The organism is Pseudomonas sp. EB271-G4-1 (assembly GCF_058791355.1).
The window spans coordinates 35,103-48,593 of record NZ_JBYTEO010000028.1; the positions used below are offsets into that span (position 1 = coordinate 35,103).

The 13,491-nt window shown below is 61.2% G+C and carries 14 protein-coding genes; 10 read left to right on the forward strand and 4 right to left on the reverse strand.

Annotated elements, in window-relative coordinates; genetic code table 11:
* The first annotated feature begins 209 nt into the window (after positions 1-209).
* From AC3WWR_RS15765 to AC3WWR_RS15800, 8 genes are all read left to right on the forward strand, one after another.
* A complete protein-coding gene (locus AC3WWR_RS15765) occupies positions 210-1,028 on the forward strand; it encodes an SDR family oxidoreductase (RefSeq protein ID WP_033043753.1) in 819 nt (272 codons plus the stop codon).
* Positions 1,029-1,127: 99 nt separating this feature from the next.
* Positions 1,128-2,132: a substrate-binding domain-containing protein gene (locus AC3WWR_RS15770; RefSeq protein WP_020799949.1), complete on the forward strand. Its 1,005-nt coding sequence runs from the start codon at positions 1,128-1,130 to the stop codon at positions 2,130-2,132.
* A gap of 64 nt (positions 2,133-2,196) precedes the next feature.
* Positions 2,197-3,753 (forward strand): L-arabinose ABC transporter ATP-binding protein AraG, encoded by a 1,557-nt coding sequence (gene araG, locus AC3WWR_RS15775; RefSeq protein ID WP_033043754.1) that lies wholly within the window; start codon positions 2,197-2,199, stop codon positions 3,751-3,753.
* Positions 3,754-3,765: 12 nt separating this feature from the next.
* Positions 3,766-4,734, forward strand: coding sequence for an L-arabinose ABC transporter permease AraH (araH, locus tag AC3WWR_RS15780; RefSeq protein WP_032832152.1), 969 nt, complete (start codon positions 3,766-3,768; stop codon positions 4,732-4,734).
* Positions 4,735-4,894: 160 nt separating this feature from the next.
* A complete protein-coding gene (locus tag AC3WWR_RS15785; RefSeq protein WP_020799951.1) occupies positions 4,895-5,608 on the forward strand; it encodes a GntR family transcriptional regulator in 714 nt (237 codons plus the stop codon).
* Complete coding sequence (locus AC3WWR_RS15790) at positions 5,605-6,603, forward strand: ADP-ribosylglycohydrolase family protein (protein WP_492598863.1); 999 nt, start codon at positions 5,605-5,607, stop codon at positions 6,601-6,603. The genes AC3WWR_RS15785 and AC3WWR_RS15790 overlap by 4 nt, the downstream gene beginning before the upstream one ends.
* Before the next feature lie 175 nt (positions 6,604-6,778).
* On the forward strand, positions 6,779-8,233 hold the full coding sequence (locus AC3WWR_RS15795) for a purine-cytosine permease family protein (RefSeq protein ID WP_492598864.1): 1,455 nt from the start codon (positions 6,779-6,781) through the stop codon (positions 8,231-8,233).
* Positions 8,226-9,155 (forward strand): PfkB family carbohydrate kinase, encoded by a 930-nt coding sequence (locus AC3WWR_RS15800; RefSeq protein WP_020799954.1) that lies wholly within the window; start codon positions 8,226-8,228, stop codon positions 9,153-9,155. The genes AC3WWR_RS15795 and AC3WWR_RS15800 overlap by 8 nt, the downstream gene beginning before the upstream one ends.
* Positions 9,156-9,285: 130 nt before the next feature.
* Here AC3WWR_RS15800 and AC3WWR_RS15805 read toward each other — a convergent pair whose 3' ends face one another.
* The 4 genes from AC3WWR_RS15805 to AC3WWR_RS15820 form a co-directional block, all read right to left on the reverse strand.
* On the reverse strand, positions 9,286-9,666 hold the full coding sequence (locus AC3WWR_RS15805; protein ID WP_033044174.1) for a Rho termination factor N-terminal domain-containing protein: 381 nt from the start codon (positions 9,664-9,666) through the stop codon (positions 9,286-9,288).
* A gap of 27 nt (positions 9,667-9,693) precedes the next feature.
* On the reverse strand, positions 9,694-9,948 hold the full coding sequence (locus AC3WWR_RS15810) for a hypothetical protein (protein WP_020799956.1): 255 nt from the start codon (positions 9,946-9,948) through the stop codon (positions 9,694-9,696).
* Positions 9,949-9,987: 39 nt separating this feature from the next.
* A complete protein-coding gene (locus tag AC3WWR_RS15815) occupies positions 9,988-10,323 on the reverse strand; it encodes a hypothetical protein (RefSeq protein WP_033044175.1) in 336 nt (111 codons plus the stop codon).
* 86 nt (positions 10,324-10,409) lie between these two features.
* Positions 10,410-11,615, reverse strand: a complete 1,206-nt coding sequence (locus tag AC3WWR_RS15820) for an MFS transporter (protein WP_492598865.1) — start codon at positions 11,613-11,615, stop codon at positions 10,410-10,412.
* 196 nt (positions 11,616-11,811) lie between these two features.
* Between AC3WWR_RS15820 and AC3WWR_RS15825 the strand changes: the two genes are divergently transcribed.
* Together AC3WWR_RS15825 and AC3WWR_RS15830 are read left to right on the forward strand one after the other, a co-directional pair.
* Positions 11,812-12,294, forward strand: a complete 483-nt coding sequence (locus tag AC3WWR_RS15825; protein ID WP_008065853.1) for a GNAT family N-acetyltransferase — start codon at positions 11,812-11,814, stop codon at positions 12,292-12,294.
* Between the two features lie 191 nt (positions 12,295-12,485).
* The gene (locus tag AC3WWR_RS15830) at positions 12,486-13,478 is read left to right on the forward strand and encodes a 2-dehydro-3-deoxygalactonokinase (protein WP_168758790.1); all 993 of its coding nucleotides are present in this window, start codon (positions 12,486-12,488) and stop codon (positions 13,476-13,478) included.
* Positions 13,479-13,491 lie beyond the last annotated feature (13 nt).

The window sequence follows — 13,491 nt, forward strand, 5'->3', positions numbered from 1 at the left end:
TCGGCGCCATCAGTTACACGCATTCACACTTACAAAAACAAAACAGGTGAAGTGATGCAGCGATATTCCCCCGCACTCCCTCGTGGAGTCCGCGTTTCAAAGCACCCCGATGCTGAAACGTTTCGCGCCTGCCTGTTTCTTCCTCAACGCCCTTTTGACCGGACCTGACGTCCGGTTTTCGTCGTGCTTTCGAACAGGAGTCCTGATCCATGGCTGAACCTCTTTCGTTACCGCCGGTGCCCGAGGCACCCAAGGGCGAGCGCCTGAAAAACAAAGTCGTACTGTTGACCGGCGCCGCCCAGGGCATCGGCGAGGCGATCGTTGCAACCTTCGCTTCCCAGCAAGCCAAGCTGGTCATCAGCGATATCCAGGCCGAAAAAGTCGAAAACGTCGCGGTACAGTGGCGGAGCAAAGGGGCTGACGTGGTGGCGATCAAGGCCGACGTTTCCCAGCAGCAGGACTTGCAGGCGATGGCCAGGCTGGCGGTTGAGCTTCACGGGCGGATCGACGTGCTGGTCAACTGCGCCGGGGTCAACGTGTTCCGAGATCCGTTGGAAATGACCGAGGAAGACTGGCGTCGCTGCTTCGCCATTGACCTGGACGGTGCCTGGTACGGTTGCAAGGCTGTATTGCCGCAGATGATCGAGCAAGGCATCGGCAGCATCATCAACATCGCTTCCACCCATTCCACCCACATCATTCCAGGCTGCTTCCCTTATCCGGTAGCCAAGCACGGCCTGCTCGGCCTGACCCGCGCCCTGGGTATCGAATACGCACCCAAGGGCATTCGCGTCAACGCCATCGCGCCGGGCTACATCGAAACCCAATTGAACGTCGACTACTGGAACGGCTTTGCCGACCCCCATGCCGAACGTCAGCGCGCCTTCGACCTGCACCCGCCGCGGCGCATCGGCCAGCCAATCGAGGTGGCCATGACCGCGGTGTTCCTGGCCAGTGATGAAGCACCGTTCATCAACGCTTCGTGCATCACCATCGATGGCGGGCGCTCAGTGATGTACCACGACTAGGTCATCCGGGTCTCAGGTGCAAAACTGCGCCTGAAATTCAATCATCATACGATATGACTATTGGCACTACGCTCAACAAAAACAACAAGGAGTCAGCTTATGAATCGTCGTCATGCCATCCGTTCCCTATGCTGCGCCGCCGTGGCGGTCAGCGCGTTCAGCCTGAGCAGCACGCTGCTGGCGGCTGAGGAAGTGAAAATCGGATTCCTGGTCAAGCAAGCGGAGGAGCCCTGGTTCCAGACCGAATGGGCCTTCGCTGAAAAGGCTGGCAAGGAAAAGGGCTTCACCCTGATCAAGATCGCCGTGCCTGACGGTGAGAAAACCCTGTCGGCCATCGACAGCCTGGCGGCCAACGGTGCCAAGGGTTTCGTGATCTGCCCGCCGGACGTGTCCCTGGGCCCTGCAATCATGGCCAAGGCCAAGCTCAATGGCTTGAAAGTGATCGCCGTGGATGACCGCTTCGTCGATGCCAGCGGCAAGTTCATGGAGGACGTCCCTTACCTGGGCATGGCCGCCTTTGAAGTCGGCCAGAAGCAGGGCAGCGCCATGGCCACCGAGGCGAAGAAGCGCGGCTGGGAGTGGAAAGACACCTATGCGGTGATCAACACCTTCAACGAGCTCGACACCGGCAAGAAACGCACCGACGGCTCGGTCAAGGCGCTGGAAGATGCCGGCATGCCCAAAGACCACATCCTGTTCACGGCCCTGAAAACCCTCGACGTACCGGGCAGCATGGACGCCACCAACTCGGCACTGGTGAAGCTACCGAGCGCGGCGAAGAACCTGATCATCGGCGGCATGAACGACAACACCGTGCTGGGCGGCGTGCGTGCCACGGAAGCCGCCGGCTTTGCCGCGGCGAACGTGATCGGCATCGGCATCAACGGCACCGACGCCATTGGCGAGCTTAAGAAACCCGACAGCGGCTTCTACGGGTCGATGCTGCCAAGCCCGCACATCGAGGGCTACAACACCGCCAGCATGATGTACGAGTGGGTCACCAGCGGCAAAGAACCGGCGAAATACACCGCCATGGACGACGTGACACTGATCACGCGAGACAACTTCAAGCAGGAACTGGAAAAGATCGGCCTGTGGAACTGAGGGCCGGTTGATTTCATCGGTGACCCTGGCAACGGGGTTGCCTGATCTGTGCGATGAGGTGGTTATGGCGCAAACACAAGTACAACAACACACCGGCAGCTCTTTGAGTGGCAGTGGCAGCTTGCGCTTCAACGGGATCGGCAAAACCTTTCCCGGTGTGAAGGCGCTGGACAACATTAACTTCGTCGCCCATCCGGGGCAGGTTCATGCCTTGATGGGCGAGAACGGTGCCGGCAAGTCGACCCTGCTGAAAATCCTCGGCGGCGCCTACACCCCGAGCAGTGGCGACCTGCAGATAGGCGGCCAGACGATGGCGTTCAAGTCCACGGCCGACAGCATTGGCAGCGGGGTCGCGGTGATTCATCAGGAACTGCACCTGGTGCCGGAAATGACCGTGGCGGAAAATCTGTTTCTCGGTCACTTGCCGGCCAGTTTCGGCTTGATCAATCGCGCAACTTTGCGCCAGCAAGCCTTGGCCTGTCTCAGGGGCCTGGCCGACGAAATCGACCCGCAGGAGAAAGTCGGGCGCCTGTCGCTCGGTCAGCGGCAGCTGGTCGAGATCGCCAAGGCTTTGTCCCGTGGCGCGCATGTCATTGCTTTCGACGAGCCTACCAGCAGTCTTTCGGCGCGGGAGATCGACCGCTTGATGGCGATCATCGGTCGGCTGCGCGATGAAGGCAAAGTGGTGCTCTACGTCTCCCATCGCATGGAGGAAGTGTTCCGCATCTGCAACGCGGTGACGGTGTTCAAGGACGGCCGTTACGTGCGCACCTTCGAAGACATGAGCGAGTTGACCCATGATCAGTTGGTCACCTGTATGGTCGGTCGGGACATTCAGGACATCTACGATTACCGCCCGCGCCAGCGCGGCGCGGTGGCGTTGAAGGTCGACCGCCTGCTCGGGCCAGGCCTGCGCGAACCGGTGAGTTTCGATGCGCACAAGGGCGAGATCCTTGGCTTGTTCGGCCTGGTCGGCGCGGGGCGCACGGAATTGTTTCGCCTGCTTAGCGGGCTGGAACGCAACAGCGCCGGCCGTCTTGAACTGCGCGGCCATGAACTGAAACTGCGCTCGCCCCGGGATGCGATTGCGGCCGGGATCCTGCTCTGTCCCGAAGACCGCAAGAAGGAGGGCATCCTGCCGCTGGCAAGCGTCGCCGAGAACATCAACATCAGCGCCCGTGGTGCGCATTCAACCTTTGGTTGCCTGTTGCGTGGCCTGTGGGAGAAGGGCAACGCCGACAAGCAGATCAAGGCGCTGAAGGTAAAAACGCCACACGCCGGGCAACAGATCAAGTTCCTGTCCGGTGGCAACCAGCAGAAGGCCATTCTCGGTCGCTGGCTGTCGATGCCAATGAAAGTCCTGCTGCTCGACGAGCCCACCCGTGGCATCGACATCGGCGCCAAGGCCGAAATCTACCAGATCATCCATAACCTGGCCGCCAGCGGCATTGCGGTGATCGTGGTGTCCAGCGACCTGATGGAAGTGATGGGCATTTCCGACCGCATCCTGGTGTTGTGCGAAGGCGCACTGCGCGGCGAACTGAGCCGCGAACAGGCCAATGAATCCAACCTGCTGCAACTGGCTTTGCCGCGCCAACGCGCTGACGGCGTGGCGAACTGAGAGGTGACTATGATGACAACCCAAAACGAAACCCTGCCGACTGCACGCAAACCCCTGGACCTGCGGCGCTTTCTCGATGACTGGGTGATGCTGCTGGCGGCCGTCGGTATCTTCGTGCTCTGCACCTTGCTGATCGACAACTTCCTCTCGCCATTGAACATGCGCGGCCTGGGCCTGGCGATTTCCACCACCGGGATCGCGGCATGCACCATGTTGTACTGCCTGGCGTCCGGGCATTTCGACTTGTCGGTGGGGTCGGTGATCGCCTGCGCCGGGGTGGTTGCCGCCGTGGTGATGCGCGACACCGACAGCGTCTTTCTCGGTGTCAGCGCGGCGCTGGCGATGGGGCTGATCGTCGGCCTGATCAACGGCATCGTGATTGCCAAGCTGCGAGTCAATGCGCTGATCACCACGCTGGCGACCATGCAGATCGTGCGCGGCCTGGCCTACATCTTTGCCAATGGCAAGGCGGTGGGGGTGTCCCAGGAGTCGTTCTTCGTGTTCGGCAACGGCCAGTTGTTCGGCGTTCCGGTGCCGATCCTGATCACCATCGTCTGCTTCCTGTTCTTTGGCTGGTTACTCAACTACACCACCTACGGGCGCAACACCATGGCCATCGGCGGCAACCAGGAAGCGGCGCTGCTGGCGGGGGTCAACGTTGACCGGACCAAGATCATCATCTTCGCCGTGCACGGCCTGATCGGTGCACTGGCCGGGGTGATCCTGGCATCGCGCATGACCTCGGGTCAGCCGATGATCGGGCAGGGCTTCGAGCTGACGGTAATCTCGGCCTGCGTGCTCGGCGGCGTGTCGCTCAGTGGCGGGATCGGCATGATCCGGCATGTGATTGCCGGGGTGTTGATCCTGGCGATCATCGAGAACGCGATGAACCTGAAGAACATCGATACCTTCTATCAGTATGTGATTCGCGGTTCGATCCTACTGCTGGCCGTCGTCATCGACCGCCTCAAGCAGCGTTAACCCCACAACTGATCGTTCCCACGCTCCGCGTTCCAGCTCTCGAAAGGGACGCAGAGCGTCCCGGGCTGCATTCCCACGCAGAGCGAGGGAACGATCCCTTCTGTCATCTCCCGTAAATATTCCTTGCCCGTCGCAACTCGTTTCGGGTATCAATTTGTACATGATTAGACAGGTACGATTCGACAAGAAACAACGGGTGGTCGACGAACTCATCCGGCGCATCGAAAGCGGCCTCATGGAGGACGGTTTTCATCTGCCGGGCGAGCATCAGTTGGCTCAAGAATTCAAAGTCAGCCGAGGAACCTTGCGTGAAGCGCTGGCCGAGTTGAAACGGCGCAACTACATTGCGACGCAAAGCGGGGTCGGTTCCATCGTCACCTTCGACGGGGTGGTACTGGATCAGCGCAGCGGCTGGGCGCAGGCCCTTGCCGACAGCGGCGCACTGGTCAATACCGAAGTGTTGCGGCTGGAAGCCGTGAGCCGTCCCGACCTGCTACCGCGTTTCGGCACTGACCAGTTCATCACCCTGGACCGTCGCCGCCGCTCCAACGATGGCACGCTGGTCTCCCTTGAACGCTCATTGATGCCTGCTACCGGCGGCCTGGAAAGCCTGCCGCGGGTTGGCTTGATCGATAACTCGCTGACCATCACGTTGGCCGCCTATGGCTATATCGGCGAGCGCGGTGATCAATGGATCGGCGCCGAGCCGTTGAACGCCACCGATGCCGAACTGTTGGGGCGGCCGGTCGGCACGGTTTTCCTTAAGGCCTTGCGCACCACCTATGACCGGAAAAACCGTTTCATGGAACAGGTGGAAAGCCTGCTCGATCCTGTGCATTTTCGCCTGCACCTGCAATTCGGACCATCGAAATGACTGCGCTCGATCGTGCGCTAGGCGCGTTTTACGGCCTGGCCCTGGGCGATGCGCTTGGCATGCCGACCCAATCCCTTAGCCGCAGCCAGATTCAGGCGCGCTTTGGCGAGATCACCGGCCTTGAAGATGCCGGTCCCGATCAGCCGATCGCCGCCAATATGCCCAAGGGCTCGATCACCGACGACACCGAACAAGCCATTCTGGTCGGTCAATTGTTGGTCGAAGGTCAAGGCAACATCCAACCCGCGGTACTCGCACAGCGCTTGATCGAATGGGAAGCCGTGATGCAGGCCAAGGGCTCGCAGGACTTGCTCGGCCCTTCGACCAAGCGCGCGATCGAAATGATCCTCGCCGGCCACTCGCCCGAAGAAGCCGGTCGGTACGGCACTACCAATGGCGCGGCGATGCGGATCACGCCGGTCGGGATTGCCGCGGATGTGTCCAAAGCCGAGCGCTTCATCGATGCCGTGGTGCAGGCCTGCCAGGTCACCCACAACACCACGCTGGGCATTTCCAGCGCGGCGGCGGTGGCGGCGGTGGTTTCCGCCGGCATCAACGGCATGGACCTGGGCGAGGCGCTGAACCTCGGCCAGCAAATCGCCCAGCAAGCCGAAGGCCATGGTCACTGGGTAGCCGGCGGACGAATCGCTTCGCGCATCAGTTGGGCGCGCAGCATCAGCGTCGACAGTGACAAGGCGTTGCTCGCCGATGTGCTGTACGACGTGATCGGCACCTCGGTGGCTTCCCAGGAGTCGGTGGTGGTGTCGTTTGCCCTGGCCCAGCAAGTGGCCATAGGTGAAGTGAATGCCTTTGATGCACTGTGCATGGCCGCCAGCCTGGGTGGCGACACCGACACCATCGCGGCGATTCTGGGGGCGATGCTCGGGGCTTGCCTTGGGTTGGAGAGTTGGCCGGTGGTGATGATCGAGAAGGTCAAGGCGGTCAATGATCTGGAACTTGAACCCCTCGTCAAAGGACTCCTCACCCTGCGCTGAGGAGCCCCGGTAGGAGCTGCCGCAGGCTGCGATCTTTTGATCTTGGCGGCCTTGAGGTCGCTGAAAATCAAGGTCAAAAGATCGCAGCCTGCGGCAGCTCCTACAGGGGATTGTCGCGGGCCACCCAATATCTGAATTGCCCACAACCACAAAAATGGCAACAGGAGCATTTTTCATGAGTTCATCGAACGCCGGGCAACTGGAAACCCGCGGCATCGAACCGGTGCCGGAGGCCGAGTGCAATGGTTATCCGCTGCAGCTGTTCTGGGTCTGGTTCGCTGCCAACATTTCCATTCTCGGCCTGCCGCTGGGCGCGACCCTCGTGGCGTTTCGCGGGTTGGCGATCTGGCAGGCAGTCATCGTCGCGATCCTCGGTGCCGCCGGTTCCTTCGCGGTGGTCGGGATCATATCCATCGCCGGTCGTCGTGGCCGCGCGCCAAGCCTGACCCTGTCCCGCGCCATCTTCGGCGTGCGCGGCAATATCGGCCCGACCCTGGTATCGCTGATGTCGCGCCTGGGCTGGGAAACCGTCAATACCACCACTGCCGCGTTCGTTCTGCTGTCGCTGTGCTCGATTCTCTTTGGTTCGCCGGTAGAGGCCAAAAGCGCGCCACTGCTGACCCTGCTGTTCATCGCGATTTTCGTGCTGCTGACCTTGTCGGTGTCCGGCCTCGGTCACGCCACATTGCTGGTGATCCAGAAATGGGCGACCTATGTGTTCGGGGCACTGAATATCCTGGTCGGCGGTTTCCTTTGCGCCACCATCGACTGGAGCGCGGTGTTCAACGCCACGCCGGCACCGATGAGCGCGATGATCATCGGTATCGGCACCATGGCGGCCGGCACCGGGATCGGCTGGGCCAACGCTGGCGCGGACATGTCGCGCTACCAGCACCGCAGCGTGAAGGCCGTGCGCCTGGTGGCGTCAGCGGCGTTCGGCGCGGGCATTCCACTGGTGCTGTTGATCACCCTCGGAGGCCTGTTGTCGGTGGGCAACAACGACCTGGCCCAGGCCGCCGACCCGATCATCGCCATCCGCGACATGCTGCCGACCTGGATGGCCGTGCCCTACCTGATCACCGCGTTCGGTGGCCTGCTGCTGTCGAACAACCTGTCGGTGTATTCCGCCGGCCTGACCACGCTGACCCTCGGCCTGAAGGTCAAGCGCGTCTACGCCGTGGTGGTGGACATCGTGGCGATTTTCGCCGGTTCGATTTACTTCATGTTGATCGCCGACAGTTTCTACGGCCCGTTCATCACCTTCATTTCCCTGTTGGCAGTGCCGATCACGGCATGGGTAGGGATCTTCGTGGTCGATCTGATTCATCGTCATTACTACAGCCCCAAGGACCTGCTGGACGTCAGCCCGCGTAGCGCCTACTGGTATCACGGCGGCGTCGAGTGGCGCGCGTTCGGTGCCTGGGCGGTGGCGATCGTGCTCGGTTTCAGTTTCACCACCATCGGCACCACGGCAGAAAACGTCTGGTTCAAAGGCTTCCTGTCCGACTCGTGGCTGGGGCATAACGGTCTCGGCTGGATCGTGACCTTCGTGGTCGCCGGTGGCATTTATCGGGTGCTCGGCGGGGCGAAAGATCGTCGGGCCGCGTTGATCGAGAATGCTCATGCCTAAGTTGCTGCACACCGGCCAGGTCATCATCGACCTGGTGATGGCCGTGGATAAACTGCCGCAAGCGGGGGGCGATGTATTGGCGCAGTCCGCGAGTTTCCAGGCTGGCGGCGGTTTTAATGTGATGGCAGCCGCCCAGCGCAATGGTCTTTCGGTGGTCTACCTCGGTCGCCACGGCACCGGGCGATTCGGCGACCTGGCGCGTGAAGCAATGAACGCCGAAGGCATCCGGATCGGCATTGCTGAGCGCGCCGAGCGCGATACCGGGTTATGCGTCGCCATCACCGACGCCTCGGCCGAACGCAGTTTCGTTTCCTACATCGGTGCCGAAGGCGAATTGACTGCGCAAGACCTGGGCAGTGTGCCGGTCGAGGCGGGCGATTATGTCTATGTCAGCGGCTACAGCCTCCTGCAGGCGGGGAAGGCGCGGGCGCTGGTGGATTGGGTGCTGGCGTTGCCGAACGGGATCAATGTGGTGTTCGATCCGGGGCCGTTGGTGGATTCCCCGGATGCGCCGCTGATGCAGGCGTTGCTGGCGCGCATCGACGTGTGGACCAGTAACAGCGCCGAAGCGTTGAAGATTACAGGCGCGACGAAAATCGACCAGGCGTTGGATCGTCTGGTCGAATATTTGCCGCGCGATGTGCTCATGGTCGTTCGCGACGGGCCGCAAGGATGCTGGATTCAGCAGCCGGGCGAACGTCGACATGTACCAGGCTTCAAGGTGCAGGCGGTAGACAGCAATGGCGCCGGCGATGCCCATGCCGGGGTGTTCGTGGCGGGGTTGGCGCAGGGGTTGTCTGCGCTTGATGCCGCGCAACGGGCCAATGCGGCCGCGGCGCTGTCGGTGACCCGGTGGGGGCCGGCGACTTCGCCTGGGGCTGCTGAGGTGGATGAGTTGATCCGCAAGAGTATCGGCGCCTGATCTACCGCTTTCGTCGGAACGCCTTCGCGAGCAGGCTCGCTACCACATTTCGACCGGATTCTACCTGAAGAAACGCGATCAAATGTGGGAGCGGGCTTGTTCGCGAAGAGGCCCTGGAATTCAACCTATATCAGCCAGCCTTGCGCAACGCCTCGATCAACTCCTGCTTGCGCATGCTGGACCGGCCCGGAATATTCTTCGCCCGGGCTTCTTTCATCAGGCTTTCGACGGTCTGCACCTCGCGCGAAGCCTTGCTGTTGCGCGAATGACCTTCACGGCTGAGCACCGCACGTCGCGACGATTCCTCTCGATCTTGCGCTTTGGCGCGGGCCGGCTTCTTGCGCCCTGAACCACCGGCACGCTCACCACCGCCGGACTGTTTGTTCACGGTCGCCCAGGCACGCGCTTCGGCTTCGTCCTTAGACACGCCTTTGCGCTCGTAACTGTCTTCGATATGTTCAGCCTTGCGTTTCTGCTCGGCGGTGTATTTGTCTTTGCTTCCACGAGGCATGGGATTTCTCCTGGCTTCTTGGTGGGTTCAAACATCCAGCTTGCGTGCCGCTTCAACGCCGGCAGCGCTGAGTTTGATCGGCAGGTTCAGCGAGTGTTCGCCGGCTTCGTTGCATTGCACGTTGCCGTGCTGGATCAGTCCACGCTCCTGCAGTGCAGCGAGGGTACTGGCCACGACTTTCTCCCCACGGTAATTGTCCAGCACCTCCTTGCCCAGACCGCTGGGGTGGGCGTGCAGCAGGCGGGTCAGGACTTCTTTTTCCAGGTTTTTATCGGCGTTCATGGTTACCTCTTCGTTGTGATGAGTCGGTAGAGTGGCGAGCTACTGGCTTGCGCCACCTATTGAGCCCGGGCTTTCGGTGGTGGTAGAACCTATGCCGGGGCTGGCTTTATCGGGCGTCTTGGTATCGGGCAGGTTCAGGCCGCCCTGGCGGCCTGCATCGTTGCCCTGGATCCGCGGATCGGTGCCGGTCGACGGCGGCAAGTTGCTGTCGACGCCCGTGCCGTTGATGTTGATCACGGGGGCGCTCTGGAGGGCGGGAACTCTGGGTGTTTCGACCGGGTTGGTCGGGCCGGTGCCGGACGCGGTCGTGGCAGCGATGACAAGCGGGGACATCAGGACAGCGAGGGCGAGGGCGGTCAACCTGGTCGGGAGCATGGCGCGGTGTCTCCATTGATTAAGAGTCCTTACCTGATGTTGGTCCGCCCCCGTTTTGAATTGGTGCCTGATCAGCGACGAACGGTCTAGACTCGTTGCATCGCCTGGGTTGAGCAGACGTGACGCCAGATCAATCGGCCCAGGGTGATCAGCCAATTGAGCAGGGCGATCGCGATGACGGTAAGTAGCAGGTTGGCCATGCCTTGTTCGACGATGATTTTCCCGGCGAGCAACGGAAAGCCGAACACGCCGATGAAGTACGACAGGCTGAACAAAAGCAAGGATTGCGCAGTGGTCCCGGTCGGCGCTTCATTGGCGGCGAGGCCATTGATCACCGAGTAAGTCAGCCCGTAGCCGACCCCGAGCATGGCCGCCGCGACCACGTAGCTCAAGCCATCATCGACCACGAAGCCGAACAGCAGGATCGAGCCCAGCATCAGGCCTGACAGCAGGCAGGAAGCGCGCAACGGATCACGCTTGACCACGAAACCTGCGATCAGCATGCGGCTGCTGATCGCCGCGCCCATGAAGCCCAGGAAGAACAGCGAATAGTCGAGCGAGCGCGCCGCTGCGTAGCTGGTCTGGAAATTCGACAAGCCACCGAAAACGCAACCGCCGAGGCCGACCATGATGATTGGAAACACCGCTCTGGAGGACAGCACCTGGGCCGTTGCACGCCAGGAAATCCGCGAAACCGCCGTCGATTCCAGCGATGCATTTTTCAGATGCCGATCGAGCTGCCAGAGCAGCAAAACCCCGATCAGGCTGGCCAGTGCAGCGAGATAAAACGCGGCTGTCACCGGGAAGCCGAGGGCGCTTGCGACGCGACCCAGCAAGGGCCCGCTGCCGATCCCGGTCATCATGCTGCCCGACAGCAGTGCGAAGTATTTGGCCCGTTGCACGGGAGTGACCAGGCTCGCGACAATGATCGGCCCGAGGGTGTAGAACACCCCCCAACCCAACCCCAGCAATAGCCCGAAAAACAGCAGGAGATGGCCCAAGCCCGGCGTCAAGGCGAAGCCCAGGCTGGCCACCACCAGCAATAGGCCGAACAGCGCGACCGAACGTGCGGCACCGAGCAGGTCGGACAAGTGACCGGACGCAATCACCGCAGCAAAGGTGCTCAGCATCGCCGCCGAAATTACACTGCCGGCGTCGTGTTCGTTGCCGCCGCGCGAGCCGATCAGCAGCGACAGCAAAAAGGTCGAACCGTAGGACAGCGAGAGCAGGTAACTGGCCAGGCAAAAGAGGCCGAACAATTTGCTGGAGACTGGGGGTGTGGCAGTGGACATGTCGCGGTTCCTTGACCCGATAAATACGCAGGTCATCTATCTATCATGCAAGGCGTTCATGTTAGGTCTCAGGTTCGCGATGCCAGGGTTAGCGTGGACCGGAGTAAGGTGCATGGGGGTCGAGGGAGCCTGCTCCCTCGCCACAATTCTCGCGGCGCCTTAGTATGGCGTTTTCAACTTCTGACAAGGCACGTCCATGACGATCGAAATCCGCCCGGCAACCCCCAGTGACGCGCCGCAAATCCTCGCGTTCATCACTGAACTGGCCGACTACGAACGTGCTCGCCATGAAGTCATCGCCAGTGTCGCCGACATCGAACGCAGCCTGTTCAGTGAAGGGGCGACGGCCCATGGCCTGATCTGCCTGCGCGAGGGTGTGCCCATCGGTTTTGCGGTGTTTTTTTTCAGCTACTCCACGTGGCTGGGCAGCAACTGCCTGTACCTCGAAGATTTGTACATCACACCTGAACAGCGCGGTGGCGGTGCGGGTAAAACCTTGTTGCGTCACCTGGCGAAAATCGCCTGTGCCAACGACTGTGGGCGCTTCGAATGGAGCGTGCTGGAGTGGAACACCCCGGCTATCGACTTCTACAAATCCCTGGGCGCGCAGCCGCAGGAAGAGTGGGTGCGCTACCGCATGGACGGGGCCGTCTTGCGGGATTTTGCCGAGGGTAATTGATACCGTTTAAAAGATCGCAGCCTTCGGCGGCGCCATGAATCGCGTGTAAACCCGATTCTGTAGCTGCCGAAGGCTGCGATCTTTTTTTGTCTTGTCTCAATATATGGGATTGATATTTATATATTGAGATCTTGCGGCACCAAGGTTTATAGTCCGCCTCACTCACTGCCAAAAACAGAACAGGTGAAGCGATGCAGGCGCAATTAATCGCGCTCGATTGGGGGACAACCTCATTACGTGCCTACAAACTTGCCGCGGGCGGCCAGGTGCTCGAACAGCGCTCGCTGTCGTCGGGGATCATGCAGTTGCCCAAGGCTGCGCGAATGATCAACGGCCGAGAGTGCGTCGATGGTTTTGAACTGGCTTTTGACCAGGCCTGTGGCGATTGGCTCGACGAACAGCCCGACTTGCCAGTGATCGCCTGCGGCATGGTGGGCAGCGCCCAGGGCTGGCGCGAGGCGGCTTATCGCGACACGCCGGCGAACGTCGCCAATCTCGGCACTTCCCTGCAAACCGTTCGCAGTCTTCGCGGTGTCGATGTACACATCGTGCCGGGGGTGATCCAGCGTTCGCACTTGCCGAACGTGATGCGCGGCGAAGAAACCCAAGTGCTCGGCGTACTGCAGAACATCGCAGGCGAGGCGGGCGCCGATCTACTGATCGGCCTGCCGGGCAGCCATTCGAAATGGGTGGAAGTGGTCGACGGCTGCATCGTGCATTTCGATACCTTCATGACCGGTGAAGTCTTCGCCGTGCTCAGCGAACACAGCATTCTGGGGCGTACCCAGCAGCGCGGCGCGTCATTCGATGGCGATGCGTTCGATCGCGGCGTACAGGTGGCGTTGTCGACAGACGGCGAAATAGGCCCCTTGTCGACCTTGTTCAGCGCCCGCAGCCTCGGCCTGACCGGCGAGCTCAGCGCCACGGCGCAAGCGGATTACTTGTCCGGCCTGTTGATCGGCCATGAACTGTCGGCCCTGGCCTGCGTGCAACGGCGTCGACGCAACAGCGTGCACCTGCCTTCGATCATCCTGATTGGCAATTCCCAACTGTGCAGCCGCTACAGCCGCGCGCTCGATGCCTGCGGTTTTGCGCGGGTGACGTTGGCCGAACAGGCCACCGAACGCGGGTTGTGGCAGCTGGCACTGGCTGCCGGCCTGATCTCGCCCACGCCACATCGTTAACCCTGACTGGAGT

Excerpts from the sequence above, each read along its gene's own strand:
- AC3WWR_RS15815 (WP_033044175.1), bottom strand. The coding sequence starts at position 10,323 with ATGCTCCCGACCAGGTTGACCGCCCTCGCCCTCGCTGTCCTGATGTCC.
- AC3WWR_RS15825 (WP_008065853.1), top strand. The coding sequence starts at position 11,812 with ATGACGATCGAAATCCGCCCGGCAACCCCCAGTGACGCGCCGCAAATC.
- AC3WWR_RS15800 (WP_020799954.1), top strand. The coding sequence starts at position 8,226 with ATGCCTAAGTTGCTGCACACCGGCCAGGTCATCATCGACCTGGTGATG.
- araH (WP_032832152.1), top strand. The coding sequence starts at position 3,766 with ATGACAACCCAAAACGAAACCCTGCCGACTGCACGCAAACCCCTGGAC.
- AC3WWR_RS15805 (WP_033044174.1), bottom strand. The coding sequence starts at position 9,666 with ATGCCTCGTGGAAGCAAAGACAAATACACCGCCGAGCAGAAACGCAAG.
- AC3WWR_RS15765 (WP_033043753.1), top strand. The coding sequence starts at position 210 with ATGGCTGAACCTCTTTCGTTACCGCCGGTGCCCGAGGCACCCAAGGGC.
- AC3WWR_RS15770 (WP_020799949.1), top strand. The coding sequence starts at position 1,128 with ATGAATCGTCGTCATGCCATCCGTTCCCTATGCTGCGCCGCCGTGGCG.
- AC3WWR_RS15810 (WP_020799956.1), bottom strand. The coding sequence starts at position 9,948 with ATGAACGCCGATAAAAACCTGGAAAAAGAAGTCCTGACCCGCCTGCTG.
- AC3WWR_RS15785 (WP_020799951.1), top strand. The coding sequence starts at position 4,895 with ATGATTAGACAGGTACGATTCGACAAGAAACAACGGGTGGTCGACGAA.
- AC3WWR_RS15790 (WP_492598863.1), top strand. The coding sequence starts at position 5,605 with ATGACTGCGCTCGATCGTGCGCTAGGCGCGTTTTACGGCCTGGCCCTG.
- AC3WWR_RS15830 (WP_168758790.1), top strand. The coding sequence starts at position 12,486 with ATGCAGGCGCAATTAATCGCGCTCGATTGGGGGACAACCTCATTACGT.
- AC3WWR_RS15795 (WP_492598864.1), top strand. The coding sequence starts at position 6,779 with ATGAGTTCATCGAACGCCGGGCAACTGGAAACCCGCGGCATCGAACCG.
- araG (WP_033043754.1), top strand. The coding sequence starts at position 2,197 with ATGGCGCAAACACAAGTACAACAACACACCGGCAGCTCTTTGAGTGGC.
- AC3WWR_RS15820 (WP_492598865.1), bottom strand. The coding sequence starts at position 11,615 with ATGTCCACTGCCACACCCCCAGTCTCCAGCAAATTGTTCGGCCTCTTT.